Origin of the sequence: Bradyrhizobium aeschynomenes, from assembly GCF_013178945.1 — a bacterium.
GTDB lineage: Bacteria > Pseudomonadota > Alphaproteobacteria > Rhizobiales > Xanthobacteraceae > Bradyrhizobium > Bradyrhizobium aeschynomenes.
Genome location: NZ_JABFDM010000001.1, coordinates 310,677 through 336,420, shown reverse-complemented (window position 1 = coordinate 336,420; position 25,744 = coordinate 310,677). Strand labels below are relative to the sequence as shown.

The following is a 25,744-nucleotide window of genomic DNA, read 5'->3' as shown; positions in this document are numbered from 1 at the left end:
CCTAGCGTCGCGTGCTGCGAGGTTCACAGCGGACCGCCGCCGCATCAGAGCCGACGTTGTTTCAAAACGTGACGGTGCTGGGTTGCCGCCTTAATCTCTGGAACGCGCCCTGAACGAATCGCGTCCGAATCGGCCGCCGCGCCAGGTACGCCGCCTGTTCACGGCTACATATCGGCCTCGCGGCCGGTCACCCACGAGATCCTGAGACGGTGCATCCGGCCGCGGACGGCGACCGGATGCCAGGGAGTTAACGGCTGGGTGGAATGGTTGTGGGCGTGAGCCTGCTCAGCTCCAGGGCGTCACGGGCGGGACCTTGTCGGTCGCCGGCGGCATCTCGACGGTTTTGAAATCGGCCGGGCTGACGATCTCCATATATTCCATGTCAGGAGAATAATCGTAGAGATAGTGCGTGATCCCCGGGCGCTGATGCACCACGTCGCCGGCCTTCACCAAGGTCGGCTTGTCCTCATACATGAAGCGCGCCCAGCCTTTCATCATGATGACGATCTGAAAGTCGCAATCGTGCCGGTGCCAGCCGGTGCCATCGACAGGAGGACAATCGGGATTGGCCTTGACGAGATGGCAGATCACCTGACCACCGGTGGCGTCCGCGATGCCGAGATCGCGATAGAGGAAGAAGTCGCGCAATCCACCGCCCTTGTAGTCGGTGTCTTCGGGCTTCACGTGCGAGAACTTGGTCACCACTGCATGCTGGTTCATGACGGCCTCCACCGGTTGATCGCGGCATCGGCAACCGTTGCGGCCCATCGATCGGCCACAGCGGCCACCACGCTCGAAAGCTCGTTTTGCTATGCGAAAACCGCGCCACGCCCTGCGGGCAGCGCACGAATCAGGCCGCCAGAGCCGCCGTTGCAATCCGAACTGATTGTTAACAACCGATTTTTGACGCGGGCCGCGCGCGTGACGACGCGCAACGCCACGCGGGGATCGAGCATGATAAAGGCTGCCATGCGGCTTCAAATTGGGCAGCGGCTGCCGCTCCCCTGAGCCTTTGCGAGGCGGTCACGCGGCCGCGCGAACCCGCACGGCTGCTAATATTCGACCTCGAGCTCCTCGATCTCCTCCGGCTCGGCCTTGGCCGCCTCGATCCATTCGCGCATCTCCGGCATTGCCATGACCAGATCGGCATAGGCCTTCAGCTGCGGCTCGAGCTTCACGTCATAGGTGACGAAGCGCGTCACAACGGGCGCATACATCGCATCGGCCATGCCGCGTTGACCAAACAGGAACGGGCCGCCCGACTTGTCCAGACAGTCGCGCCAGATCGCCCAGATGCGATCGATGTCGGCCTGGGCTCGGGTCCACACCTTGAAGCCGGGAAAATGACCCTTGAGATTGACCGGGAGCGAGGCCCGCAAGGTGGTGAAGCCGGAATGAATCTCGCCCGAAATCGAGCGGCAATGCGCTCGCTGGATCCGGTCGGCGGGCAACAGGCCGGCGTCCGGGAACGCCTCGTTGAGATATTCCCCGATCGCGAGCGTATCCCAGATCGTCGCTCCGTCGTGCCGCAGGCAGGGCACCAGGATCGAGGACGACAACAGCAGGATCTCCGCCCGCGCGGAGGCATCGTCCGGCCCGACGATCACCTCATCGAAATCGAGCCCGGCAAACCTGGCGAGCAGCCAGCCGCGCAGCGACCATGACGAGTAGTTCTTGCTGCTGATGGTCAACGTCGCTTTGGCCATATCGCCCTGCCCCCTTTGTCGCTTGTCGTTCGGCCGCCGTCCGATGCGCGGCTGCCCCCGCCGGCTCAGGATCGGGTCCGGAGCCGGATACTCCAATGATTTCACGCAGCAAGCGACATGCCAGTTTTTGAGGCAAGACTCCCCGCCTCTGGCTCCGATATTGCATGCATGAAGTTGGAGTGACGGACGGGACCCCATGGCGCTGCTGTACCAAGCCTACCAGAATCACATGGACCTGACCGAGCCCTGGCGCCAGGGCGCCGCGGCCGCATTGCGCTATCTCAACCTGATCCCGTCGGGGCTCTCCAGCCGAGCCATGCGCCGGCTGTCGGCTGCCCTCGAGCTGATCTCGCGCTCGGCCCTGACCTATGCGCGGCCGGCGTACGGAATCGACAGCGTGATGGTCGGCAACCGCGAGCTTGGCGTTACCGAGGAGGTGACGTTCAAGACGCCGTTCGGCTCATTGCTGCACTTCAAGAAGGACGGCGCGCCGGACCAGCCCAAGGTCCTGCTGGTGGCGCCGATGTCGGGCCATTTCGCAACGCTGTTGCGCGGCACGGTGAAGACGCTGCTGCAGGATCATGACGTCTACATCACCGACTGGCACAATCCGCGCGACATCCCGCGCGATCACGGCCGCTTCGGACTGGAGGATTACACCGATCATCTCATCACCTTCCTCGGCCAGCTCGGTCCGCGCCCGCACATGGTCGCGATCTGCCAGCCGTCGGTGTCGGCCCTCGCGGCCACCGCAGTGATGTGCGAGGGCAACCACCCCTCACGGCCGGCGACCTTGACTCTGATGGCTGGACCGATCGACACCAGGCTGCAGCCGACCAAGGTCAACGAGTTCGCCAAGAGCAAGCCGATCGATTGGTTCGAGAACAATCTGATCCATTACGTGCCCTTTCAGTGCACGGGCGCCTTCCGCAAAGTGTATCCGGGCTTCGTGCAGCTGACGGCCTTCGTGTCGATGAATCTCGAACGCCACGTGAAGCAGCATATGGATCTCGCCAACCATCTCGCCAAGGGCGAGGTCGAGAAGGCCCAGACCATCAAGACGTTCTACGACGAGTACTTCGCGGTCATGGACCTGCCGGCCGAGTTCTACATCGAGACCGTGCGCGACGTGTTTCAGGAGCATCTGCTGCCGCAGGGCAAACTGATGCACCGGGGCCGGCCGGTCGATCCGAAGGCCGTGCGGCGGATCGGCCTGATGACCGTCGAAGGCGAGCGCGACGACATCTGCTCGATCGGCCAGACGCTCGCTGCGCAGGACATCTGCACCAATGTGAGGGCCTATCGCCGCGTGCATCACATGCAGGCCGGCGTCGGCCATTACGGCGTGTTCAGCGGCAAGAAGTGGAACAACGAGATCTACCCGCTGCTGCGGGATTTCGTGCACGTCAATTCGTGAGCCGACCGCGACGGCGCTGCACGCGTTGCAGCGTCGCTGACGGTGTCTCGCCGAACTTGTCGCGATAGGCGCCTGCCATCCGCCCGAGATGAGTGAAGCCGAGCTCGAAGGCGAGATCGATGATCCGTGCCTCCGGCGCCGCCGTCATCAGTTGCGCATTCAACCGGGCCAGCCGGATGTCGAGCAGCATGTCTGAGATCGACATGCCGAAATGACGGCGGAAGCCGCCTTGCAGCGCACGGATGCCGATGCCCGCCGCGGCGGCGAGCTGGGCCAGGTCGAGCGGCTCCGCGGCCTGCGCATCGAGCAGATCGCGAGCCCTGCGCACGGCGCCCGGCAGCGTCTCGATCCGGCCGGAATGACGTCTGATCGCCTCCGACAGCCCGTTACTCGGATGCGCGAACAGGATGTCCAGCAGCGTCTCCCGCCAATTGGCGGCCATCGCGGCGGGCGGCCTGCGCTCACCTACCAGGCCCTCGGCGAGGTCCGTGAGCGCGAGCATGTGGGCCCGCAGGCGCGCACCGTGAAGGGTCGTCAGCGCGACCGCGGGCTCGAACTCGACCGGCTGCACCGCACGCCCGGACAGCGCCGCAGCGCGCTGCTCCACCAGATCGCGGTCCAGCAGCAGGATCAGCTGCGCGCAATTGTCCCACACCATGCGCGTCGGCAATGTCGGCGACAACAAGGAGGCTGCACAATCCGGACCGGTCGCAATTTCGCGCGCGGCCGTGCGGATGCTTGCTGCCCCTGCGAATGGGAGCTGAACCAGGAAGAAGCGATCGAGGCAGCCGGGATCGATGGTGACGACGCCGCCATAGGCGACATAATTGATGGAGAAGCCATCGAATGCCGCGCAATTATGCAGCGCGAGGAAATCACGCGCAGTCTCGGCCTTCGGCTGCAACCCGTGCGGACAGAAGATGCGTCCTATTTGTTCAGCGGCTTCATCGACATCGTGCGTTGCAACACGACCATAGGCTGCCAGCCGCGGCGCTGCGGGCAGCTTCCAACTACGATCGATGGCTGCATCGGCAGTCATGGCTCACATCGTCCGTCGAAATCATTTGAAACCTATAATAATTAGCATCTGGCGTCGAGGGATTCGTTTTCTGGATAGACACCACGCCGCGACCTGCTCGATCCTCACCTCGTGTGCAGCAAGGAGATCCGCCATGATCACACTGGAAAAAGGCATCACGCGCGCCGGCACCGGCTATGCCGGCAAGACCTGGAACATCCTGGGTCAGCTCTACTTCCCAAAAGCCGTCACCGACTCGACCTTCGCGTTCGAGACCAACAGCGATCCCGGGCAGTTCGTGCCGGTTCACGTCCATCCGACACAAGACGAGTTCATCCTGGTGCAGGAGGGCGTGCTCGACCTCAAGCTCGACGGTGCGTGGGTGAAGGCCCACGCCGGCGATCTCGTGCGCATGCCGCGCGGCATTCCGCATGGCTATTTCAACAAGTCGGACAAGCCGGCGAAGGCACTGTTCTGGGTGTCGCCGATGCAGAAGCTCGAGGCACTGTTCAACATGCTGGACAACCTCGCCGACCCTGCCGAGGTCGTGCGGATCTCCGCCGAGCACGAGGTCAACTTCCTGCCGCCCGAGGCCAACGACTAGGCGCGGCGACGCCGGGAGCTCGAGCTCATCATGGAGCGTGCATCGGGCGCGATCGGCTTGGCGCCCCGCGGGATGAGCGGATGCGACGCTTGAACCACGTCTGACCGGCGAGAGCATTCTCGCCAGTTCGCCGGCGCTGGCCTGCTATCAGCGTCGTCTGCTGCGGTCGCGCCGGGCGACCTTCGTCATCATCACGTCTTTCAGCGAGCTCCTGCAGCGCGGCCGGTGACGCCTGCCCGCATGCAACTGCGTGCTCGCCAACAGGAGGTCCCATGATCACTCGAAAAAACGTCTGCGTGATCGGCGCCGGCGTCTCCGGCCTCGCTGCCGCGAAGGCATTCACGGCACACGGCCACAATGTCACCATCGTCGAGCGCAGCGCCGATCTCGGCGGCGTCTGGGAGCCGGCGCGCTCCTATCCGGACGTGCAGACCCAGAGCCCGAAGGAGCTCTATCGCTACACCGACAAGGCGATGCCGGACAGCTATCCGGAGTGGCCGAAGGGACCGCAGGTTTATGCTTATCTCGCCGACTACGCGCAAAGCCATGACCTCACTCGCCTCATGCGCCTGAACACCACGGTGCTGTCGATGCAGCGGCGTGCGGACGGCAAGCCAGGCTGGACGCTCGATCTCAAGACCGGCGATCAATCGAGCCGAGAGGATTTTGATTTCGTCGCCGTCTGCACCGGCCAGTTCAACGAGCCGCAGACATTGTCGCTTGCCGGTGAGGATCAGTTCGCGGCCGCTGGCGGCACCATCCTGCACTCGTCGAAGTATAACGATCCCAGCATCGCCAAGGGCCGCAACGTCGTCGTGCTCGGCGGTTCGAAATCGGCGACCGACATCGCCGTCAACGCGGTCCGCTCCGGCGCGCGCTCGGTGACGATCGTGTTTCGCGAGCCGGTGTGGCGCATCCCCTATTTCATCGGCGGCCTCATCAACTTCAAGCGCATCCTCTACATCCGCGCGCAGGAGCAGATGTTCGCGAGCTGGGGCATCGGACCGCTCTCACGTCTCGCACATCAGCTCGCCAAGCCGCTGGTCTGGGCGAATTGGCGCGGGCTGGAGAGCCTGCTCAAGGCCCAGCTCAAGCTCGCCAAGTGCAAGATGGTGCCCAAGGAGCGGATCGAGGACGGCGTCAATTGCTCGGTCCCGATCGCGACGCCCGACTTCTTCCCGATGGTCGCCGACGGCCGCATCAAGGCGGTGATCGGCACGTTCGATCACTACGAGTCGAACACGATCGTCGCCAGCAGCGGTGCGCGGATTCCAGCCGACGTCGCCGTGCTCGCCATCGGCTACAAGCTCGGCGTTCCCTTCCTCTCCGAGGCTGATCGCGCCAAACTGGTCGATCCCGACGGGCAATACCGGCTGTATCGGCTGATCGCCAATCCGGATCTTCCCGACATGGGATTCGTCGGCTTCAACTCCAGCTTCTGCACCGTGCTCTGCGCCGACATGGCAGCGCATTGGCTGGTTCGCTACGCCGACAAGCAGCTCGCGCACCAGCCGAGCGAGCGCGAAATGCAAGACAATATCGAGTTGATGCTGCACTTCAAGCGGGTCGAGCGCCCGGCCGCAGCCGTCTATGGCGGCTTGTGCGTCGCACCTTATCACTTCAAGCATTTCGACGAACTGCTCGCTGACATCGGTGCGACAAGACGGAAGAGACATCCAGTGGCCGAGATGTTCACGCCGCCAGATGCGGACGCATATGGCCGCTTCCTCGCGTCCGCGCCGACCTACCAGGCGAATTGACCTGCGAATGCGGCGTGGGCGCGCGCCGCACTGCAAACACCGCGGCGCCACAAACGTGGCCGATGATGGTGCAAAAGCGGGCTCCAATGGCGGTCGCATCCATCGTTTCGAAGACGCGTCGCGGGGTCGAAGGCTGGCCTTCGCTGCACGGTCACGCTATCCAGGGCGCCCTCCGCCTCCAGCGGTCCGCCTCGGAGCCTGCCATGCCAATCACCGCCCGTCTGCGCACCATCGGTCTTGCGGTCTCGTCCGCCATCCTCCTGACCACCTCAGTCCACGCAGCAGAGATCCATGTGATGATCTCCGGCGGCATGACGGCTGCGTTCAAGTCGCTCGTGCCGGAGTTCGAGCGGCGTTCCGGCCACAAGGTCACGATCGCCTATGGCCCGTCGATGGGAACGACGGCGAATGCGATTCCCGTTCGCCTCGAGCGTGGCGAGCCGGCCGATGTGCTGATCATGGTCGGCTATGCGCTGAGCGATCTCACCACCAAGGGCAAGGTGATGCCCGACAGCCGTGCCGATCTCGCCAACTCGCCGATCGGCGTTGCGGTGAAGTCGGGCACGCCGCATCCGGACATCTCGAACGCCGACGCCGTGAAGCGCATGCTGATCGCCGCCAAGACGATCGCCTATTCGGACAGCGCCAGCGGCGTCTACGTCTCGACCGAGATGTTCGACAAGCTCGGCATCAAGGAGGAGATGAAGGGCAAGGCGCGGATGATTCCGGCAACCCCCGTCGGCGAGATCGTGGCCACGGGCGAGGCCGAGATCGGCTTCCAGCAGATCAGCGAGCTCAAGCCGGTGCACGGCATCGACATCGTCGGACCGCTGCCGGCCGGGCTGCAGAAGATCACCGTGTTCTCGGCCGGTATCGCCATGGCGGCGAAGGAGCCGGAGGCCGGCAAGGCGCTGATCCATTTCCTGGGATCACCGGATGCACGCAAGACAATCGCCGAGAGCGGACTCGATCCGATCGTCAGAAGGTCTCCGAACTGATCCGATCGCATCGACGGCACAACGAAAAACTCTCCCTCGCATGACGCGCAGGGAGAGTTCGATCAGCGGAACTTGAAGGCGGCGGACGGCCTCACTGCGTGAGCAGCGTCGACTCGCTGAGATTGTTGGCGCCGTAGGCCTTCTTGAGCGTACCGTTGGCCTTGGCTTCGGTCATGAACTTCGTCACGAAAGCCAGCGATTGCGGCCGCTTCTGCGGCACCGCGACGGCGCTGTCCGTCTTCTTGAAGGTCTCGGCCAGCACCTTGGTGCCGGGGACCTGCTTGGCAATGAGGGTCAATTGATCACGCGCGAGCGCCAGCGCATCGATCTCCCCGGCCGACAGCAGGGCGTAGACCTCCTCGTAGGATTTGAAGCCGGTCACGGTCGCCTTCTTCAGGAACGCCTTCGCCCCGCGCAGCACCGTGGTATCGTTGATGGCCGCGATCTCATGGCCGGCCTGGTCGAGCGACGCCATGTTGGGGATATCGAGACCGGCGCGGATGATGAACGTGGTCTCGACCGAGTCGTAGACCGGTCCGAACGAGACCTTGGTCTCGCGCTCGGAATCCTTCGGCATGAACGCCACATCCCAGATGCCCTTCCCCGCGTCATCCGTGATGGCATTGGAGTTCGGATGCTCGACGAACTCGACGGGCACACCGATCTGCGCGGCCATGGCCTTTCCGAGTTCGACCGGCACGCCGGCATAGCCGCTGTCGGACTTGACACACCAGAATGCGCCGCCCGCAGGGCCGACGGCGATGGCGACCCGGAGCTTGCCGGTCGACGCGATTTCTTCTTTCAAGCCGGCTGCGAATGCAGTGTTGCCGATAACCGTGACTACCGCAGCTGCCAGGGCTGCATCACGCAGCCAGCGCCAGAACGCCATGGCCCTCTCCCATCCGATGCAAGTGAATCCAGACCGCACCTTGCCGGGAGCCCGTTAAATACAGCTTACCTTGCTTATGCAAAGCAACATGCGGCGCGTAAAACTTGCGCGCCGCAATCGCCGATTCAAATAACGCGATACCAAATACTTATTAAGTGCGCCTTAAACGCAGCGGCGCACCCAGACGCCGTTGACCAGCACCGTTCGGCAGGCCGTCGTCGCAGCAGCCACCGGCGGTTTACGGACGACCACGGCGCCGGCCGCACCGGCACAGCCGGCACGGACGACGCCGCGTGCGCAGACAACGGCATTGGCGTCCGACATCGACACGAATGGCATCAATGCCAGGACGAAAAGGCCGCACAGGGTGGAAAGAACGATACGTGAAAGAATGGCGCGCATGTCGAACTCCTGATGATCATTGGTTAGTAAAATATCCACCCTGTTAGAATTTTGCCGAGGCGCCGCCGCCTGACAACTGTGACAATTTGGGTGGATCGAAACAGCTGCGAGCTCGTGCCCGTCCGTGCAGCACTCGCCCCAGCACCCATCCGGTTACCGGTTAGCGGCAAACTGCGCGAGCATGCCCTTGCAGTTCGGCGACAGCGATCCCGCATTGGCCGCGAGACACTGCGCGATCCGGCCACCGCCGGGTTCGATCCCGCTGCAATAGGCGCGCGCATCCGAACCGCAGGCAGCCCGGACGATGCGCAACTCCTCCAGCGGCCGCAGCGGCCGCAGCACCATGGCGGGTGCCGCCGGTGCAGGCGCCGCAGCAGCCGGGGCCGTGGGAGCGGCCGCCACGGCCACGCCTTTCGCCGCCGGGGTTCCGCCGGCGCCCGCGATCGCCTGGGCGCAGGATGCCGATACCTTGGCCTTGTTCTGCTCCAGACATTGCAGCGCCGCCGAGCCGCCGGGAGGCACGCTGCTGCAAACCTTGCGATAGTCCCCGCTGCAAGCGCTGCGGATCGCCGCCACCTGGGCTTCGCTTGGCTTCGCGGTCGCTACCGGCTTGGCCGGCTCTGATTTCGCCGTTGCAGGCTGCGCGGGCGCCGGCTGCGCGGCCGTTTTCGGCGGCTCGGCCGGCTGGCTCGCCTCGGCTGCGGCCGGTTTGCTCGCGGCAGGCTGCGGTGCCGGCTTCGCCTCGGCGGCCGGCTTCACATCCGCCGCGGGCTTCGCTTCGGCCGCCGGCTCGAGCGCCTTCACCGCCGTCTGACAGGACGACGACAGACTCGCCATGTTCTTCTGCAGACACTGGAACGCCGCAGCGCCGCCGGGCGGCACGCTGGAGCATTTCGACATGTAGTCCGACCGGCAGGCCGATTTGATCGCATTGCGCTGGGCGTCGGTCTGCGCCAGCGCCTGCGTTGCAACAAACCCGGTCGCGGCCGCCATGCCGAGAGCGAGCATCCACCTGAAGCGATTGATCATGGGCCGATCCTCAATGGTCTTGAGCGTCAATCCGTCGTCGCCGGCGCGGCGGCGTGCATGGCGTTCGATTGGAGCTCGTGAGTATGCGTTCGCGCACAAATTCAGCACCGCCGGCCGACATCTCGTCATCCAGCGGCGCCCGAAGAAATGATGACCCAACGCTGCGCCGTCGATCGGCACTTGGCAAGTGGGAAAAATTGGGTGGATCGGCACGACACGCAGATTTCTTCGTGCTGCGGCTGCGCATTGCAGTTCCTCCGATGAACGATTGTTGTTATTCAGGCGACCAACATTCTTGTTGTTGCTCGACGTCGACATTTTTCGCAGTCATTGCATATGGAAAGCGGAATGGCGCCGACCTGCCCGGATCGACCCACGTCGTCTCGACAAACTCCCACGGCACCCGCAGCCCCGAAGCTGCCCGCGACGTCCGTGCCACGAACCGGATCCATCGCGCTTCTCATCAGTTCGGCGGCGTTGCTGCTCGTCGGCTGCGAGCAGAACAGCTACCAGCCGCCGCCTCCACCAAAGGTCGAGGTGGCTCAACCGGTGCAGCGCGCCGTGACGCGCTATCTGGAGGCCACCGGCAACACGGCGCCGGTCAAGAGCGTCGATCTCGTCGCCCGCGTCCAGGGCTTCCTGCAGTCGATCGACTACAAGGACGGCGACACCGTCAAGGAGGGCACGACGCTGTTCACGATCGAGCCGGAGACCTACAAGCTCAAGCTCGACCAGGCGCAGGCGGCCGAGGCTGGCGCTCAGGCCTCGTTCAAGCAGGCCGAGGCCGACTACAAGCGGCAAGCCGATCTCGTCGCGCGGCAGGCCGCCTCGCAGGTCGCGCTCGACAATTCGATATCGGCCCGCGACAACGCCCAGGCCAATCTGCAGCAGGCGCAGGTCAACACCAAGATCGCCAAGGTCAACTTTGGCTATACGAAGGTGACCGCGCCGTTCGATGGCGTCGTCAGCGCGCATCAGGTCTCGGTCGGCGAGCTCGTCGGGGTCGCATCGCCGACCCAGCTCGCGACCATCGTCGCGCTCGATCCGGTCTATGTGAACTTCACCGTCAACGAGCAGGACGTGCTGCGCATCCGCGCCGAGGCGCGGCGCCGCGGCATGACGTCCTCTGATCTCCAGCAGTTCCCGATCGAGTTGGGCTTGCAGACCGAGAACGGCTATCCGCATCAGGGCAAGCTCGACTACGCCGCTCCCACCGTCAACGCCTCGACGGGCACGCTGGCGGTGCGCGGACTCGTGCCGAATCCGGATCACATGCTGCTGCCGGGCTATTTCGTGCGCATCCGCGTGCCGGTCGATCGGACGGAAGCCGCGCTGCTGGTGCCTGACACCGCGCTCGGCAGCGACCAGAGCGGCCGCTATGTACTCGTCGTGAACGGCGACAACGTCGTCGAGCAGCGCAAGGTCAAGGTCGGCCCGCTCGACGGCGGCCTGCGCGTGATCGACGACGGCCTGAGGCCGAACGACCGCGTCGTCGTCGCCGGCCTGCTGCGCGCCATTCCCGGGCAAAAGGTAGATCCACAGTTGAAGGCCATCGAGCAGCCCGCCTCCGTGACCAGATAGGAGCGGCCCGTGATCTCCAAATTCTTCATCGAGCGGCCGGTCCTCTCCAACGTCATCGCGATCCTGATGATGCTGATCGGCGCCGTGGCGCTGTTCAACCTCGCCATCGCGCAATATCCCGACGTGGTGCCGCCGACCGTTCAGGTCAGCACGCGCTATCCCGGCGCCAGCGCCAAGACCGTGACCGACACCGTCGCGCTGCCGATCGAGCAGCAGGTCAACGGTGTCGAAGGAATGCTGTACATGCAGTCCTACAGCGGCGCCGACGGCAGCTATTCGCTGACGGTCACGTTCAAGATCGGCACCGATCTGAACTTCGCGCAAGTGCTTGTGCAGAACCGCGTCTCCAGCGCGCTGGCGCAGCTGCCGCAGCCGGTGCAGAACCAGGGCGTCACGGTGCAGAAGCGCTCGACGTCGATCCTCTTGTTCGTCACCCTGACGTCGCCTGACGCGAAGTATGACAGCCTGTATCTGAGCAACTACGCGACCATCAATCTCAAGGACGAGCTCGCGCGCCTGCCGGGCGTCGGCAGCGTCACGGTATTCGGCGCCGGGCAATATTCGATGCGGATCTGGCTCGACCCGAGCAAGCTGCAGGTGCGCAACCTGGTGCCGCAGGATGTGATCCAGGCGATCCAGCAGCAGAGCCAGCAGGTCGCCGCCGGCCAGATCGGCGCACCGCCGGCGCCATCCGGCCAAGCGTTCCAGTACACGCTGAACGTCGCCGGGCGGCTCGATGATGCCCGGGAGTTCGAGGACATCATCGTCAAGACCGGCAACAATGGCGACGTCACCCGCCTGCGCGACGTCGGCTCGGTCGAGCTGGGCGCGCAGACCTACGGCCAGATGTTCTCGCTCAACGGCCAGCCCGCCGTCGGCATCGGCGTGTTCCAGTCGCCGGGCGCCAATGCGCTGGAGGTCGAGAAGGCCGTCGAGACCAGGATGGCGCAGCTGGCGAGGACGTTCCCGAAGGGCATCCAGTACGACACGCCGTTCGACACCACGAAGTTCGTCAATGCCTCGATCCACGAGGTCTACAAGACGCTGATCGAAGCCGGAGTGCTGGTGCTGGTCGTGATCCTGATCTTCCTGCAGGACTGGCGCGCCATGCTGGTGCCGACCACGACGGTGCCGGTCACCATCATCGGCGCCTTCGCGGCGATGGCCGCGCTCGGCTTCACCATCAACCTCTCCACCTTGTTCGCGATCGTGCTGGCGATCGGCATCGTGGTCGACGATGCCATCGTCGTGGTCGAGGGCGCGGCGCACAACATCGAGCGCGGCATGAACGGCCACGACGCGGCGATCCGCGCCATGGACCAATTGTTCGGACCGATCGTCGGCATCACGCTGGTGCTGATCGCGGTGTTCCTCCCGGCCGCCTTCCTGCCCGGCCTGACGGGCCGCATCTACGCGCAGTTCGCGCTGGTGATCGCGGCGACCGCCCTGCTCTCGGCGATCAACGCCGCGACCCTGAAGCCGACGCAGTGCGCGCTGTGGCTGCGGCCGCCGGTGCCGCTGGAGCAGCGCAACATCCTCTACCGCGTCTTCAACAATCTCTATGCGCGGCTGGAGCGGCGCTACACCGCGCTCATCGGCAGGCTCGTCAGGCACAGCACCGCATCCGTCATCGTCGCGCTGGTCCTGATCGCCGCCGGCGGCTACGGGCTGTCGCGGGTGCCGACGGGCTTCCTGCCGATCGAGGACCAAGGCTATCTGATCGCCGCCGTGCAGCTGCCCGACGGCGCCTCGCTGGAGCGGACGCAGAAGGCGCTCGACAAGGTCGGCGCCATTGCGAAGGCCACGCCCGGCGTCGCCCAGGTCATCACCATCGCCGGCATCTCCGCGCTGGACAACAGCGCCAGCCTCGCCAATGCAGGGGTCGCCTACATCATCCTCAAAGACTGGGAGGCGCGCGGCAAGGGCGAGGACCTGCGCTCCCTCGTCTACGGCCTCAACGACAAGCTCGCCGACATCATCGAGGCGCGTAGTCTCGTCCTGCCGCCGCCGCCGATCCAGGGCATCGGCAATGCCGCCGGCTTCGCCATGCAGGTCGAGCTGCGCGACGGCAACAGCGACTATGCCAAGCTGCAGGCGATGACCTCGGCGATCGTCGCCAGCGCCCAGAGCCAGAGCGCGCTGCAGCGCGTGCAGTCGCCGTTCCGGGCCATGGTGCCGCAGTTCGACGTCGAGATCGACCGGGTCAAGACCCAGACCCTGCATGTCACGACCGACCAGGTGTTCTCGGCCTTGTCGTCCTATCTCGGTGCCTCCTACGTCAACCAGTTCAACAAGTTCGGCCGCGTGTTCCAGGTCTATGTCCAGGCCGATTCCACCGCGCGGCTGACGCCGCGGCAGATCGAGAGCCTGATGGTCCGCAACCAGTCGGGCGACATGATCCCGCTCGGCACGGTCGCAACGGTCAAGCCTTCGGTCGGACCGTCGCTCATCAGCCTGTACAATCTCTATCCCTCCGCGGCGATCGTCGGCCTGCCTGCGCAGGGCTATTCCTCCGGCCAGTCGCTCAAGCTGATGGAGGAGATCGCGGCGAAGACCCTGCCGCCGGGCGCGGGGTATGAATGGACCGCGATGTCGTATCAGGAGAAGGTCGTCTCCAATCAGATCTATCTCGCCTTCGCGCTCGCCCTCCTCCTGGTCTATCTCGTGCTCGCCGGCCAATATGAAAGCTGGTACGCCCCGGTCTCGGTCATCCTCGCCGTGCCGCTGTCGCTGCTCGGGCCGATGGCGGTCCTGACCGCGCTGAAGATCGACAACAATCTGTATGTCCAGATCGGCCTCATCCTCCTGATCGCGCTGTCGGCGAAGAACGCGATCCTGATCGTCGAGGTCGGGCTGGAGCTGCACGGCCGCGACGGCAAGCCGCTCATGGAAGCCGCGGTTGAGGCGGCGCGGTCGCGGTTCCGGCCGATCCTGATGACCTCGTTCGCCTTCATCCTCGGTGTCGTGCCGCTGGTGCTCGCGACCGGGGCCGGCGCCAGCGCGCGCAAGTCGATCGGCATCACCGTGTTCTCCGGCATGCTGGCCTCGACCTGCCTCGCCGTACTGTTCGTGCCGGCGTTCTTCGTCGTGGTGCAGCGTTTCGAGAACTGGCGCGCGGCGCGCAAGGCGAAACCGGTGATCGCGCAGCCCGCGGCCTGAGCCATCATTCGGCCGGCGCCTCCCGCAATGCGGGCCGCGCCGCTGGAAGCTCCGGCGGCAGGATCAGCGCGGCGATGATCGCGACCAGCGCCAGCGCGGCGAAGGCCTGCAGCATGGTGACGAAGCCGCCGCGCTCGTACAGCCAGGCGACCAGGCCGACCGAGGCGCCGGCCGCCGTGAAGCCGACGAAGTAACGCACGGCATAAGCGCGCGAGCGCCACTCCTCGGCGGTGTATTTGCCGACCATGGCGTCGTTGACGGTCACCTGCCCGAACGCCCCCATCACGATGCCGATCGAGGCCAAGATCAGCGCCCAGTCGCGCGCATCGGCGGCGAGGTAGAGCAGCGGCGCCAGCACCAGCGACAACGGCAGCGCGACCGCCTTGAGCGTGTGACGATCGAGCAGCCGGCCGATCGTGTACTGCGTCATCGCGCCGAACACGTAGACACCGGCCGCGATCACGCCGAGCAGCGCCGGGCTCTGCGTCAGGCCAGCCAGCCGCTCCGCGAACAGCTTTGGCAGCGCCACCGTGATCGCGTTGAAGGTGGTGGAGATCGCGATCACCACCAAGAGCAGCGCCAGCACCACCCGCCACATCTGCTCGCGCGCCACGCGGGCCTGCGCCGCCGCCTGCTTCGAGCCGCGGCGGTCTTCATGCGCGACCAGCATCGCGAAGGCCAAGCCGATGCCGATCGTGATCACGCCGGGCACGATGAAGGCGAAGCGCCAGCCGAGATACTGCCCCACGACGCCCGTCACCAGTGCAGAGGAGGCGACGCCGAGATTGCCGAACACGCCGTTCAGCCCCATGTCGCGGCCGAGCCGGTCGGCATAGGAGACGAGCATCGCGGTTCCCACCGGATGATAGATCGAGGCGAACAAGCCGATCGCGAACAGCGCCGCGCCGAGCTGCCACGGCGTCTGCACCAGACCGACCGAGATCATCGACAGGCCGATGCCGAGATAGAACACCAGCATCATGTGCCGCCGGCTCCAGCGGTCGCCGAGCCAGCCGGTCACGAGCGCGCCGGCGCCGAAGGCGATGAAGCCCGGCGTCGCATAGGGCAAGAGGTCCGCATAGGCCATGCCGAGCGCGGGGCCCATGATGATGACCGCGGCCGCGAAGATCAGCATCGCATAATGGTCGATGAAATGGGCCGCGTTGACGAAGCCGATGACGCGGCTTGGTCTGTTCAGGCTTGATCTGTTCAGGCCTGGGCTGTTCATGAGCGGATCCTCGATTCCCGAATAATTTGGTTATACTGGCTCGCCGCAACGAGAAGCCGCCAATGACCATCGTGGACACGCCATTGAAGCCGCTCGGCGCCGACCGGGTGACGACCGAGCCCGGCGTGCACCTGATCGCGCGCAGCTACCACAAAGGCACCCGGCTCGATCCGCACATGCACAGGGAGTCGCAGCTGATCTACGCCTCCGCCGGCACGATGCAGGTGACGACGCCGCAGGGGCGCTGGCTGGTGCCGCCGGACCGCGCGGTATGGGTGCCGGCGCGGCATGCGCATGCCATCGACATGCTGGCGGACAGCGAGATGCGGACACTGTATTTCGAGCTCGACTGGCTCGCGCGCGAGGCGCGCGGGCAGCGGCTCGACCGCGAGTTCGTGGTGCAGGTGTCGCCGCTGCTGCACCAGGCGATCCTGGCAATGTTCTCCCCCGACGGCGGGCCCGAGCGCACCGCCATGCTGGTCCGCCTGGCGTTGCTCGAATTGCGCCGCGCCGAGGATTCCTCGACCTTCATCCCGCTGCCACAGGACCCGCGTGCCCGCCGTGCCGCCCTGCTCGTCCTCGCCTCGCCCGCGAGCGAGCACGATCTCGCGACCCTTGCGGGCAAGGTCGGCAGCTCCGCCCGCACGCTGTCGCGGCTGTTCGCGGCGGAGACCCGGCTGAGCTTCAAGGCCTGGTGCCAGCGCGCCCGCATCGCCGCGGCGATCGAGCGGCTGTCGACCGACCGTCATCTCTCGGTCAAGCAGCTCGCCGCCGATCTCGGCTACGCCAGCGTGCCGGCTTTTTCGTACGCCTTTCGGCAGGTGACCGGCCGCACGCCGACGGAATTCGCCGGCCAGACGGGGTGACATCGCCGGCGCGCATGCGCGCGCGGGCGGCGGCGTTGACGATTTGTTATGTTTGAATGTCGCCACCTTTGCCATAAATCCATGTAACATCGCAGCCTGTCGCTTTTCGGGGATTCGACTGAGACCAGATGGCCAACGCCTTTTTCACTGACCTGATCACCACCATTTCCGAGCGCGGCCGGACATTGCTGCGCGGTGGAGGCAGCGCCGTCGACAAGCATGACGCGAAAAGCCTGACCGAACTGTGCGAGGCCCTGGTGTCCGGCGCCGGCGAAGCCTCGGGCACGGCCATGGCCCGCGATGTGCTCGATGGCTATCATGACCTCGATGCGGAGGGCCGCAAGGCGTTCTTCACCGCCCTCGTCCATGATTTCGGCCCCGACAACGCCCGGCTTGCCAAGGCGATCGACGACTGGCGCGCGGCGCCGTCGGACGAAGGCGCGAGCGCGCTGCATTTCGCCTCGGAGCCGCGACGGCAGGAACTGATCCGCCGCCTCAACCGCGCGCCGGGCGGCACGCCCGAGCTGGTCGCGATGCGCACCGATCTCCTGGATCTCCTGAAGGCAAATCCGGAACTCGCCGCGCTCGATCGCGACATCGTGCATCTCTTGAGTTCGTGGTTCAACAGGGGGTTTCTGGTGCTGCGCAAGATCGACTGGTCGACGCCGGCGAACATCCTCGAGCAGATCATCCGCTACGAGGCCGTGCACGAGATCCACGACTGGGACGACCTGCGCCGCCGCATCGATCCGGTCGATCGGCGCTGCTACGCCTTCTTCCATCCGGCGATGCCCGACGCGCCGCTGATCTTCGTCGAGATCGCGCTGACCGAGACCATCCCCGGCGCCATCGCGCCGCTCCTCGCGGTGGATCGCGCCCCGGTGCCCGCCGATCGCGCCCGCACTGCGGTGTTCTACTCGATCTCCAACACCCAGCGCGGCCTCGGCGGCATCTCGTTCGGCAACTTCCTGATCAAGCAGGTGGTCGAGGAGTTGAGACGCGAGCTGCCGAAGCTCGACACCTTCGTGACCTTGTCGCCGGTGCCGGGCTTCATGGGCTGGCTGAAATCGACCGAGGACGCGACCGAAGAGGATCGCAACGTGCTCAAGCTCTTGAACGAGCCGCGCTGGGTCGAGGACGTATCCATCACCGCCGAACTGCGCAGCGTGATCGAGCCGCTCGCCGCGCATTACTTCCTCAAGGCGCGCACGTCGAAGGGCAAGCTGATCGACCCCGTCGCCCGCTTCCACCTCGGCAACGGCGCAAGGCTGGAGCGCATCAACTGGCTCGGCGACCTCTCCGCCAAGGGCCAGCGCGAGTCGGCAACGGTGATGGTGAACTATTTGTACCGGCTCGAGGACATCGAGAAGAACCACGAGGCGTACGCCAATGACGGCGAGGTGGTGGCCTCCAGCGCGGTGAAGAAGCTGCTGCGCGGCGAAGGCCGGCGGCTGCTGGATATGCGGTTGTCGTCGTAGGATTTGCGGGCGCGCAGCAGGAGGCCGGCGATCGGTCCACCCCGATGACGTCACGACGTCAAGGCCGTAAGCTCGAAGATGGCGCGAACATTCATCTCAGCCGCCACCGACCTTCGCTTGTGGTCAGCTCTCCCCGTCATGGCCGGGCTCCGTCCCGGCCATCCACGTCGGCCGGCATCCTCGGAACGACGTGGATGCCCGGGACAAGCCCGGGCATGACGGAGTTGCTCATCAACAGATGCCCTCGTAGCTGAAGGTGGCTCGGCGGTGTGCCTTCGTCACAACCACCGCCGTCATCCCGGCGAACGCCGGGATCCATAACCACAGGCAGTCGTATGAGGCAGGCTCGTCATGACCTGCTCGGACAACCACGTCCGCCGCGGCGTGGGTCCCGGGTCGGCGCCGTGCCGCGCTGCGCGCGTCACGGCTTGCCCGGGACGACGCCGTGGGAAAACCGGTTTCACATCTCAAACAGCTGGGACGTGCGACAGTGGTCTCGCGGCGCATCGCGCCCGAGTGTTGCGAAACACGTCACCCTCATCGAAGACAGAGGGCGCAGGGAAGACCGGGTGCTGGCCGCAACCCATGGCCCCCGTGCGTGAGAAAAGTGCACGGGGCAGGAACCACAGGTACGACCGGTGCATTCCGGCCTTCCCTGCGCGATGGTTGGAACGGTGTCCTTCGTGCTCTCCCTGGGGATCGGGCTCTTTTGCCCCCATCGCCCGCGCTTGCCGTCAAGCAACAACGCAGACTTGACCTCAGCGTCGAGAGGCCAGGACCACACGACTTCTCCGTCCGCACGAACGCCGGTCGTCTGCCGACATCCTCACGGCCACCGCATCCCTGCCCCGACGTTCGTGACGACGCGTACGCCCCTCTGCGATGAGGCAGGACGCGCGCAGTATTGCTGATTTTCGGAATTTGTCAAGAGCGAAGATTCAGGCCGCTCACGACGCCCTATCGGGACGCCGTGCGCCCGGCACACTCAGGACGCCTTCGCCTCCACGTGCCGTTTGAAATTGTCGAGAATGGCCTGCCAGCCTTGCTGCTGCATCTCGACCGGGTGCGTCGTTTCAGGATCGAAGACAACGCGAACGAGAACGCCGTTCGGGCCGGGCTCGAAGTGGACCTCGGCTTTCCGGTCCCCGAAGGCGTAGGCGATCAGCTGATGTTCGACGATTTTCGTGTAGGTGCCGGCGAAGTCAAAACCCATGCTGCCGTCCTTGGCCTCCATCCGCGACGAGAACGCGCCACCTTCCCGGAGGTCGACCGTGGCCTTGGTCGTATGCCAATCGTCCGAGGCAGCGTTCCACTCCACGATGTCGGCCGGCGTCGTATAGGCGCGCCAGACCTGATCGATCGGGGCTGCGACGGTGGTTTCGACGGTGATCCGCATGACCATTGCTCCTGGTTCGATTCGACGGCTCGCTGCAGACGTGCAGGAGTCGTGCTCGAAGGACGATACAGACTGGCAGATCCCGACAGACGGATACGACAAATCTTGCCTCCAGGGATGAGGCCGCAGGATTCGCGATGCGCAAAGCGATACGCGTCATTCGTCGCCGCCGCAGCGGTCACCGAATTGCCCTGTCACCGATTGAATTAACGGTACCACTCTCGATCTGTGCGTGATCCAAGCAATCGCGAGAACCACCGCCGAAAGCGATCAGCCCGGCTTGAACACCATCAGATAGAAGATGCCGAGCATGGCCGTCGTCGAGGGAAGGCCAAGGAAGGTCCAGACCTTGAACAGCTTGTGATATTCGGCGGACAATCCCGCATTCGTCTCGACAGCCTTGCTCGAGAGGTCGACCATGCGATGCTGCAGCCGCACGCCGATGATCCAGCAGACTCCCGCCACGCCAAGCAGCATCAAGGCCCATCCGAGCCAGCCGCTCGACAGCGGGTAGTCCGCGATCGAGGCCATCCAAGATCCCGTGACAACCTGAGTCAGCGCCGCGAGGACGGTCAAATAGAGTTCGACCTTGACGATAGGAGGCCCGAATTCCGCGATCCATCTGGTCTTGTGAGAACCATAGACGATCGTCCCGAGCACGCCGGCGAAAACGCCGCCACCGAACAGAACCGTAGAGCTGATGATGTGGATCAGTGTCAGCGTTTGATAGAGCATGACCCGGCGTTGACCCCATGTTCAATCACGTGTTGCGGTCAGCCTGCGCGCGCGAAGGGAACGCAGCTCTCAAGCGAGCATGCAATGCCTACGAGCGAATGACAAGATTGCGGCGGAGCTCTCGGACGGGCTGAGCGATGCGTGCCCGATCCTCGATCGCCGAAGTCATATTGCTTGCGCCCGATGGTTCGAGGCGCGCAGCGGGCGCGCGCCTCGTGAGGCCTCCCAGCAGTGCCTGCGGCTGCGAACGTCATCAAGAGGAGCACGCGAGGACGACCGAACCGGTCATCGTCCTACTCGACCCCGCCCTGCGGTCGCAGCCGCATCACGGAGGGCGGCAGATTGGCGGCCAGCCACTCCGCAATCACACGCTGCTTCCTATGATACGCCAGACCGGCCGCCACCACCGCAACGCCGATCAGCGACAGCGCGAACGGAAACAGCAGCGAGTCCCTGAAGACGACGTTGGCGAGATGGCCGAGATACATCGTGATGCCGATGGCGCCGAACACGGCGTAGGCGCGGCGGACGATGATGACGGCCACGGCAAGCAAGCCGACATTCATCAGGCAGTAGATCGCCTTGCCGAGCTCGGTGGCGCCTTCGGTGGCGCTGATGCCGCCCCAGAAGGCCATCAGGCCGAACAGATGCAGCCAGAAGCCGAAGTCGCGGCTGTCGCTGGTGTAGTCGACGATCCAGGCCAGGCTGAGCATGCCCAAGCCGAACCAGATCGAGACGATGCGGCGCATCTCCCAATCGATGTGGCCGACATTGAAGATCCAGGGCGTGAGGTCCATCGACATGAACCACAGCGCCACGGAGATCACCGCATGGATGAAGGGCACGCGGTAGAAGCGCAGCGCAATGACCCCCGCTGCGACGGTGGCGAGCTCCATGAACAGCCAGCTGCCTTTGATCCAGACGTAGAAGTCGTGGACCGTGCCGGGCTTGCCGAACTTGCCCCACCAGCCGAGCTCGGCCTGGACGCCATAGACGGCGAGCGGCGCCATCGACACAGCGATGGCAATCAGCAGGCCGCCGGGGACGCGCAAGCTGCGGCGCCAGAGGTGGTCGCCGGCGAAGCCAAACGCGGCGGCGTAAGCGAGCGCGCAGGCGGTCAAAGCGCGGCCCCCCATCTGCGAGAAGGCGACCGTCGAGAACAGGCCCATGGCGCCGATCACGATCAGCGCGCCGGCATACCAGAGCAGGTGCGCGGCATCGAATTTGGCGCGGGGTGTGTTGGTGGAGGAGGCGCGCTGGTGGAGATAGGCGAGCAGGCGGTGCAGCTCGTCCGGGCTGATGGCGCCGGCGCTCGATGCGGCGCGGAGGTCGGTTTCGGAATAGGACATCGTCGTTACCTCAGGTGGTCCGCCGGAGGGCATGCGGGTCCGGTCGCGCCAACGCTGCTCGCGTTGCGCGTCACGGGCCGATGCCGGCGTGGCGGATAAGGGTGAGTGTAGCGGAACGTGAGCGACGTTCAAGAAATATTTTGAGCGACGCTCAAATATTCCTCAGGTCAAGGGTCAGTCCCCGCTCCCGCGCATCGGTTCCTGTCCGTAGGCCCGACGCCCGCACGTCACCCTCAGTGTCATTCCCCGCGCAGGCGGGGAATCCAGTACGCCGCGGCCTCTCGATCAATTGCTGCCGCCTCTGGGATACTGGATCGTCCGCCTGCGCGGACGATGACAGATGGGGTGGAACGAGCTTTTTCCGCGTCATTGCGAGCGAAGCGAAGCAATCCAGAGTCCTTGCTCCGGCCCTGGATCGCGTCGCTTCGCTCGCGATGACGACCAACCGCGACGCGAGATCTGCGGCTAACGCTGTCGAGGCCCCCGCCCGTCAATCCTTGAAATACGGCTCCACCGGGCCGTGCACCTTGATCGTCAGCGGGTTGCCGTGGCGGTCCTTGGCGGTGCCGGCGGCGACGCGGATCCAGCCTTCGCTGATGCAGTATTCCTCGACATTGGTCTTCTCGGCACCCTTGAAGCGGATGCCGACGTCGCGCGACAGGATCTCCGCGTTGTAATAGGGGCTCTTCGGATCGACCGAGAGACGGTCGGGGAAGGTGAAGGTCTCGTTGTCGCTCACAGCAGTGCCTCGATCTCTTTCTTCAACGCCTCGGGCGTGGTGGTCGGCGCATGGCGCGACACCACATGGCCAGCGCGATCGACCAGGAATTTGGTGAAATTCCATTTGATCGCCGAGCCCAGCAGGCCGGTCTTCTCGCCTTTCAGGAACTTGTACAGCGGGTGCGCCTCCGCGCCGTTGACGTCGATCTTCGCGAACAGCGGGAAGGTGACATCGTACTTCGCCGCGCAGAACGCGCCGATCTCCTCGGCCGTGCCGGGCTCCTGGGCGCCGAACTGGTTACAGGGAAAACCGAGCACGGCAAAGCCCCTGTCGGCGTAGGCGCGGTGCAGCGCTTCCAGGCCGCGGTATTGCGGCGTGAAACCGCAGGCGCTGGCGGTGTTGACGATCAGCAGCACCTGGCCTTCGAACCGCTTCAGCGGCACCTCCTCGCCCGACAGCGAGGTCGCGGTGAAATCGTAGATGCTCGCCATCGGTCAGGCCGTGACCGGATCGATCGGCGACGGCGGCGTGCCGCCGGCCTCGATGGCCTCGCCCGCGGCGAGGCACATGTCCTCACGAAAGCGCTGGCCGACGAGCTGCACGCCGACGGGAACGCGGCCGACCATGCCGGTGGAGACGACGAGGCCCGGCAGGCCGAAAAAGGGAATCGCGATCTGCGTCAACTGGGCGTGCCAGACCTGCTTGAACGACTCCTCGTCCTTGCGGTCGAGCTGGTCGGCGAACGGCAGCATGCCGGAGACGGGCATCAGCAGCAGCGGATGCTGCTCCATGAACAGGAGCCATTGCCGGGTCAGCGCGGCGCGGCGTGCCAAGGTCGCGGAGAGATCGAACGGATGCACCTTGTCGCGGTTGCCGCGCAGGCAGGCGAGCGCGCCGGGGTCGCCTTCCTTCTCCGCCGCGGCGAGCTGGGCCTCGTAGCCGTCGCCGAGCCACAGACGCGTCTGCAGCAGTGCGGCCTCCTGCATCGGCGGGGTGTCCTGGACCTCCTCGACGGTCCAGCCGGCGGCCTCGAGGCGCTTGGCAGCGTCGCGCAGCGCGGCGACCACCTCCGGCACCGGATTGAGACCGTCGGGATTGACGCAGAGCGTGACGCGCTTCGGCAGCGGCGGACCTTCGAGCGGCACCGGCATCCACCAGACATCCCGCACGTCGCGCGCCGACATCACTGAGAGCGCGATCCTGACGTCGTTGACCGTCCGGGCGAGCGGGCCGGAGACGGCGCTGATCTGCGGGCCGATCGGACGCTCCGGCAGGCAGGTGTTGAAGGCGGGGATGCGGCCGACGGTCGGGCGCAGGCCGTGGATGCCGCAGGCATAGGCCGGATAGCGCACGGAGCCGGCAATATCAGTGCCGTGGCCGATATGGCCGATGCCGGCCGCAGTGGCCGAGCCGGCGCCGCCGGAGGAGCCGCCGGGCGTGATGCCGGGGTCGCGCGGGTTCTTGGTGTGGCCATGGATGAGATTGCTGGTGAACCAGCGATAGGACACCGCAGGCGTATTGGTGCGGCCGAGCAGCACGGCGCCCGCCTTGACGAAATTGTTGACCACCGGGTTATGCGCGGTCGCGATCGCGTCCTTCTGCAGGTTGAGGCCGTTGGTGGTGGCGTAGCCCTGCTGGTCGACATTGACCTTGATGGTCACCGGCACGCCGGCGAGCGGCCCGGGATCCTCGCCGCGCGCCAGCCGGGCGTCGATCGCGTCGGCCTGCTGCAGCACGTCCGTAGGCCGATGGTCGATCACGGCGTTGATCGCGGGGTTCACCGCATCCAGCCGGGCCAGCGCCGATGTCGCGGCTTCTCGCGCGGAAACCTGTTTCGACTTGATGAGGGCGGCAAGGTCGGCAGCCGGCAGGCGCCAGAGATCGGTCATGAGGAGCTCCGTAATGGTCTGGCGTTCTTAGCGCGGCGGACAGAACGGAGAAAGCGGTCTGGGCGCGGCCCTCCTGATAGGCCTATGCAACAAAGTGCATGGGTGTTGTTGCTCCCCGCCCTCTCTTCCTCGTCATGGCCGGGCTTGTCCCGGCCATCCACGTCGTTCGGCGCCCGTGGATGGACGTGGATGCCGGGTCACGCCCGGGCATGACGGAGAAACAAACTGGCCTCGCGAAGTGTGGCGAGGAGCCGTCGCCGACGACGGACTGACTGCCCGATCGACAGCGCGGATCGATCAATACCCGTCCTGCATCGATCGATCCGGAAACAGGCTTGGTCAAGCCTGACAAACGACTTTAAGACCTCGACCAACAACATCACAAAGGGGGAAACACATGATCAGATCGGGCACCATCATGGCCGCAACATTCGTCCTCGCCGCCGCGGCCACGCTTGCGCCGCGCGCGGTCTCTGCCGAGACCTACGCCTATGTCGGCAATGCCGACAGCAACGACATCAGCGTGTTCAAGTTCGATGCAACGACCGGCGAGATGACCCTGGTGCAGACGGCGGCGTTCGCAGGCGTCGAGAAGCCGGGCTCGTCGACCCCGCTCGCGATCAGCCCGGACAGACGCGTGCTGGTCGCCGGCGTCCGCTCGCAGCCTTTCCAGGCGGAGAGCTTCGCGATCGACGGCAAGACGGGCCAGCTCACCCACATCGGCAACGGACCGCTCGCCGACAGCATGGCCAACATCGCCTTCGACCGCACCGGCAAGGTGCTGTTCAGCGCCTCCTATGGCGGCAACAAGGTGGCGGTGAATCCGCTGCAGGCGAATGGCGTGGTCGGAGCACCGAGCCAGGTGATCCCGACCGGACTGAACGCCCATGCCATCCTGCCCTCACCCGACAACCGCTTCGTGTTCGCGACCAATCTCGGCTCCGACCAGGTGCTCGGCTTCGCCTTCGATGCGGCAACGGGCACGCTGACGGCCAAGGACGCGCGGACGGTGAAGACGCCGGAGAAGTCAGGCCCGCGGCACTTCATCTTCCACCCGAACGGCAAGTTCATCTATCTGCTGCACGAGCTCAACGCGGATCTTGCAGTCTACGCCTACGACGCTGACAAAGGTACTTGGCGCGAGCAGCAGCGCATCACCACCCTGCCCCCGGGTTTCACCGGCAAGCCTTGGGCGGCCGATCTTCATGCAACGCCTGACGGGACATTCCTCTACACTTCCGAGCGCGGCTCCAACACCTTGGCCGCATTCAAGATCGATGCGGCGAGCGGGCGCGTGACCGTGATTGGCAGCGTGCCGACCGAGACCCAGCCGCGCGGCTTCGCCATCGACCCCACAGGGCGTCATCTCGCCGCCGTCGGCGAGGTGTCGAACGGCATGACGGTGTATCGGATCGATGCCACGAGCGGCGCGCTGGAGAAGGTGAAGTCCTACGCCGTCGGCAAGAAGCCGAACTGGGTGGAATTCGTCAGCCTCCCATGAGCGGCGGGTGGAGAGACC

Annotated in this window: 23 protein-coding genes; 9 read left to right on the top strand and 14 right to left on the bottom strand. The window is 65.3% G+C overall.

Annotated features, from left to right (window positions below; genetic code table 11):
• Positions 1-285: 285 nt before the first annotated feature.
• The 3 genes from HL666_RS01460 to HL666_RS01450 all read right to left on the bottom strand — a co-directional run bounded on the left by HL666_RS01460 (position 286) and on the right by HL666_RS01450 (position 1,706).
• A complete protein-coding gene (locus HL666_RS01460) occupies positions 286-720 on the bottom strand; it encodes a cupin domain-containing protein (protein ID WP_172111140.1) in 435 nt (144 codons plus the stop codon).
• 89 nt (positions 721-809) lie between these two features.
• Complete coding sequence (locus HL666_RS01455) at positions 810-971, bottom strand: hypothetical protein (protein WP_172111141.1); 162 nt, start codon at positions 969-971, stop codon at positions 810-812.
• 81 nt (positions 972-1,052) lie between these two features.
• On the bottom strand, positions 1,053-1,706 hold the full coding sequence (locus HL666_RS01450) for a glutathione S-transferase family protein (RefSeq protein ID WP_172111142.1): 654 nt from the start codon (positions 1,704-1,706) through the stop codon (positions 1,053-1,055).
• 196 nt (positions 1,707-1,902) lie between these two features.
• Between HL666_RS01450 and HL666_RS01445 the strand changes: the two genes are divergently transcribed.
• Positions 1,903-3,123, top strand: a complete 1,221-nt coding sequence (locus HL666_RS01445) for a polyhydroxyalkanoate depolymerase (protein ID WP_172131630.1) — start codon at positions 1,903-1,905, stop codon at positions 3,121-3,123.
• Here HL666_RS01445 and HL666_RS01440 read toward each other — a convergent pair.
• Positions 3,113-4,162, bottom strand: a complete 1,050-nt coding sequence (locus HL666_RS01440; protein WP_172131629.1) for an AraC family transcriptional regulator — start codon at positions 4,160-4,162, stop codon at positions 3,113-3,115. The two genes, HL666_RS01445 and HL666_RS01440, sit on opposite strands and share 11 nt — an antisense overlap.
• 133 nt (positions 4,163-4,295) lie before the next feature.
• Here HL666_RS01440 and HL666_RS01435 point away from each other — a divergent pair, with 133 nt between their 5' ends.
• The 3 genes from HL666_RS01435 to HL666_RS01425 all read left to right on the top strand — a co-directional run bounded on the left by HL666_RS01435 (position 4,296) and on the right by HL666_RS01425 (position 7,503).
• Complete coding sequence (locus HL666_RS01435) at positions 4,296-4,745, top strand: cupin domain-containing protein (RefSeq protein ID WP_172111146.1); 450 nt, start codon at positions 4,296-4,298, stop codon at positions 4,743-4,745.
• A gap of 272 nt (positions 4,746-5,017) precedes the next feature.
• Entirely contained in the window at positions 5,018-6,505 is a 1,488-nt protein-coding gene (locus tag HL666_RS01430; RefSeq protein WP_172179535.1) for a flavin-containing monooxygenase, read from the top strand.
• Between the two features lie 203 nt (positions 6,506-6,708).
• Complete coding sequence (locus tag HL666_RS01425; protein WP_172179533.1) at positions 6,709-7,503, top strand: extracellular solute-binding protein; 795 nt, start codon at positions 6,709-6,711, stop codon at positions 7,501-7,503.
• A gap of 91 nt (positions 7,504-7,594) precedes the next feature.
• Here HL666_RS01425 and HL666_RS01420 read toward each other — a convergent pair whose 3' ends face one another.
• The 3 genes from HL666_RS01420 to HL666_RS01410 all read right to left on the bottom strand — a co-directional run bounded on the left by HL666_RS01420 (position 7,595) and on the right by HL666_RS01410 (position 9,823).
• The gene (locus HL666_RS01420; RefSeq protein ID WP_172111151.1) at positions 7,595-8,392 is read right to left on the bottom strand and encodes a transporter substrate-binding domain-containing protein; all 798 of its coding nucleotides are present in this window, start codon (positions 8,390-8,392) and stop codon (positions 7,595-7,597) included.
• 162 nt (positions 8,393-8,554) lie between these two features.
• A complete protein-coding gene (locus HL666_RS01415) occupies positions 8,555-8,794 on the bottom strand; it encodes a hypothetical protein (RefSeq protein WP_172111152.1) in 240 nt (79 codons plus the stop codon).
• A 153-nt stretch (positions 8,795-8,947) separates the two neighbouring features.
• Positions 8,948-9,823 (bottom strand): hypothetical protein, encoded by an 876-nt coding sequence (locus HL666_RS01410; RefSeq protein WP_172179531.1) that lies wholly within the window; start codon positions 9,821-9,823, stop codon positions 8,948-8,950.
• 432 nt (positions 9,824-10,255) lie between these two features.
• On the opposite strand from HL666_RS01410, the gene HL666_RS01405 reads away from it, so the two are divergent.
• Positions 10,256-11,404: an efflux RND transporter periplasmic adaptor subunit gene (locus tag HL666_RS01405; RefSeq protein WP_311975671.1), complete on the top strand. Its 1,149-nt coding sequence runs from the start codon at positions 10,256-10,258 to the stop codon at positions 11,402-11,404.
• Positions 11,405-11,413: 9 nt separating this feature from the next.
• Positions 11,414-14,563 (top strand): efflux RND transporter permease subunit, encoded by a 3,150-nt coding sequence (locus HL666_RS01400; RefSeq protein ID WP_172179529.1) that lies wholly within the window; start codon positions 11,414-11,416, stop codon positions 14,561-14,563.
• Between the two features lie 4 nt (positions 14,564-14,567).
• On the opposite strand, the gene HL666_RS01395 is transcribed toward HL666_RS01400, so the two are convergent.
• Positions 14,568-15,761, bottom strand: coding sequence for an MFS transporter (locus HL666_RS01395; RefSeq protein ID WP_172180161.1), 1,194 nt, complete (start codon positions 15,759-15,761; stop codon positions 14,568-14,570).
• A gap of 92 nt (positions 15,762-15,853) precedes the next feature.
• Here HL666_RS01395 and HL666_RS01390 point away from each other — a divergent pair, with 92 nt between their 5' ends.
• A complete protein-coding gene (locus HL666_RS01390) occupies positions 15,854-16,657 on the top strand; it encodes an AraC family transcriptional regulator (protein WP_172131624.1) in 804 nt (267 codons plus the stop codon).
• A gap of 128 nt (positions 16,658-16,785) precedes the next feature.
• The gene (locus HL666_RS01385) at positions 16,786-18,135 is read left to right on the top strand and encodes a malonyl-CoA decarboxylase (protein WP_172111159.1); all 1,350 of its coding nucleotides are present in this window, start codon (positions 16,786-16,788) and stop codon (positions 18,133-18,135) included.
• 985 nt (positions 18,136-19,120) lie between these two features.
• Here the strand turns inward: HL666_RS01385 and HL666_RS01380 are convergent.
• The 6 genes from HL666_RS01380 to HL666_RS01355 all read right to left on the bottom strand — a co-directional run bounded on the left by HL666_RS01380 (position 19,121) and on the right by HL666_RS01355 (position 24,225).
• Positions 19,121-19,531 carry an SRPBCC family protein gene (locus HL666_RS01380; RefSeq protein WP_172179527.1) on the bottom strand — a complete coding sequence of 137 codons (411 nt, stop codon included), beginning with the start codon at positions 19,529-19,531 and terminating at the stop codon, positions 19,121-19,123.
• Positions 19,532-19,801: 270 nt separating this feature from the next.
• Entirely contained in the window at positions 19,802-20,266 is a 465-nt protein-coding gene (locus tag HL666_RS01375; RefSeq protein WP_172179525.1) for a DUF2269 family protein, read from the bottom strand.
• A gap of 293 nt (positions 20,267-20,559) precedes the next feature.
• Positions 20,560-21,615 (bottom strand): hypothetical protein, encoded by a 1,056-nt coding sequence (locus HL666_RS01370; RefSeq protein ID WP_172179523.1) that lies wholly within the window; start codon positions 21,613-21,615, stop codon positions 20,560-20,562.
• A gap of 490 nt (positions 21,616-22,105) precedes the next feature.
• On the bottom strand, positions 22,106-22,354 hold the full coding sequence (locus tag HL666_RS01365) for a DUF3297 family protein (RefSeq protein ID WP_006614234.1): 249 nt from the start codon (positions 22,352-22,354) through the stop codon (positions 22,106-22,108).
• Positions 22,351-22,827, bottom strand: coding sequence for a glutathione peroxidase (locus tag HL666_RS01360; protein ID WP_172179521.1), 477 nt, complete (start codon positions 22,825-22,827; stop codon positions 22,351-22,353). The genes HL666_RS01365 and HL666_RS01360 overlap by 4 nt, the downstream gene beginning before the upstream one ends.
• Positions 22,828-22,830: 3 nt before the next feature.
• On the bottom strand, positions 22,831-24,225 hold the full coding sequence (locus tag HL666_RS01355; RefSeq protein ID WP_172179519.1) for an amidase family protein: 1,395 nt from the start codon (positions 24,223-24,225) through the stop codon (positions 22,831-22,833).
• 397 nt (positions 24,226-24,622) lie between these two features.
• Here HL666_RS01355 and HL666_RS01350 point away from each other — a divergent pair, with 397 nt between their 5' ends.
• Positions 24,623-25,726 carry a lactonase family protein gene (locus HL666_RS01350; RefSeq protein ID WP_172179517.1) on the top strand — a complete coding sequence of 368 codons (1,104 nt, stop codon included), beginning with the start codon at positions 24,623-24,625 and terminating at the stop codon, positions 25,724-25,726.
• Positions 25,727-25,744 lie beyond the last annotated feature (18 nt).

Coding starts and splice junctions, on each gene's coding strand:
- HL666_RS01455 (WP_172111141.1), bottom strand. CDS start 971: ATGGCAGCCTTTATCATGCTCGATCCCCGCGTGGCGTTGCGCGTCGTC.
- HL666_RS01435 (WP_172111146.1), top strand. CDS start 4,296: ATGATCACACTGGAAAAAGGCATCACGCGCGCCGGCACCGGCTATGCC.
- HL666_RS01385 (WP_172111159.1), top strand. CDS start 16,786: ATGGCCAACGCCTTTTTCACTGACCTGATCACCACCATTTCCGAGCGC.
- HL666_RS01415 (WP_172111152.1), bottom strand. CDS start 8,794: ATGCGCGCCATTCTTTCACGTATCGTTCTTTCCACCCTGTGCGGCCTT.
- HL666_RS01390 (WP_172131624.1), top strand. CDS start 15,854: ATGACCATCGTGGACACGCCATTGAAGCCGCTCGGCGCCGACCGGGTG.
- HL666_RS01370 (WP_172179523.1), bottom strand. CDS start 21,615: ATGTCCTATTCCGAAACCGACCTCCGCGCCGCATCGAGCGCCGGCGCC.
- HL666_RS01410 (WP_172179531.1), bottom strand. CDS start 9,823: ATGATCAATCGCTTCAGGTGGATGCTCGCTCTCGGCATGGCGGCCGCG.
- HL666_RS01460 (WP_172111140.1), bottom strand. CDS start 720: ATGAACCAGCATGCAGTGGTGACCAAGTTCTCGCACGTGAAGCCCGAA.
- HL666_RS01420 (WP_172111151.1), bottom strand. CDS start 8,392: ATGGCGTTCTGGCGCTGGCTGCGTGATGCAGCCCTGGCAGCTGCGGTA.
- HL666_RS01425 (WP_172179533.1), top strand. CDS start 6,709: ATGCCAATCACCGCCCGTCTGCGCACCATCGGTCTTGCGGTCTCGTCC.
- HL666_RS01360 (WP_172179521.1), bottom strand. CDS start 22,827: ATGGCGAGCATCTACGATTTCACCGCGACCTCGCTGTCGGGCGAGGAG.
- HL666_RS01375 (WP_172179525.1), bottom strand. CDS start 20,266: ATGCTCTATCAAACGCTGACACTGATCCACATCATCAGCTCTACGGTT.
- HL666_RS01355 (WP_172179519.1), bottom strand. CDS start 24,225: ATGACCGATCTCTGGCGCCTGCCGGCTGCCGACCTTGCCGCCCTCATC.
- HL666_RS01445 (WP_172131630.1), top strand. CDS start 1,903: ATGGCGCTGCTGTACCAAGCCTACCAGAATCACATGGACCTGACCGAG.
- HL666_RS01440 (WP_172131629.1), bottom strand. CDS start 4,162: ATGACTGCCGATGCAGCCATCGATCGTAGTTGGAAGCTGCCCGCAGCG.
- HL666_RS01450 (WP_172111142.1), bottom strand. CDS start 1,706: ATGGCCAAAGCGACGTTGACCATCAGCAGCAAGAACTACTCGTCATGG.
- HL666_RS01350 (WP_172179517.1), top strand. CDS start 24,623: ATGATCAGATCGGGCACCATCATGGCCGCAACATTCGTCCTCGCCGCC.
- HL666_RS01380 (WP_172179527.1), bottom strand. CDS start 19,531: ATGCGGATCACCGTCGAAACCACCGTCGCAGCCCCGATCGATCAGGTC.
- HL666_RS01430 (WP_172179535.1), top strand. CDS start 5,018: ATGATCACTCGAAAAAACGTCTGCGTGATCGGCGCCGGCGTCTCCGGC.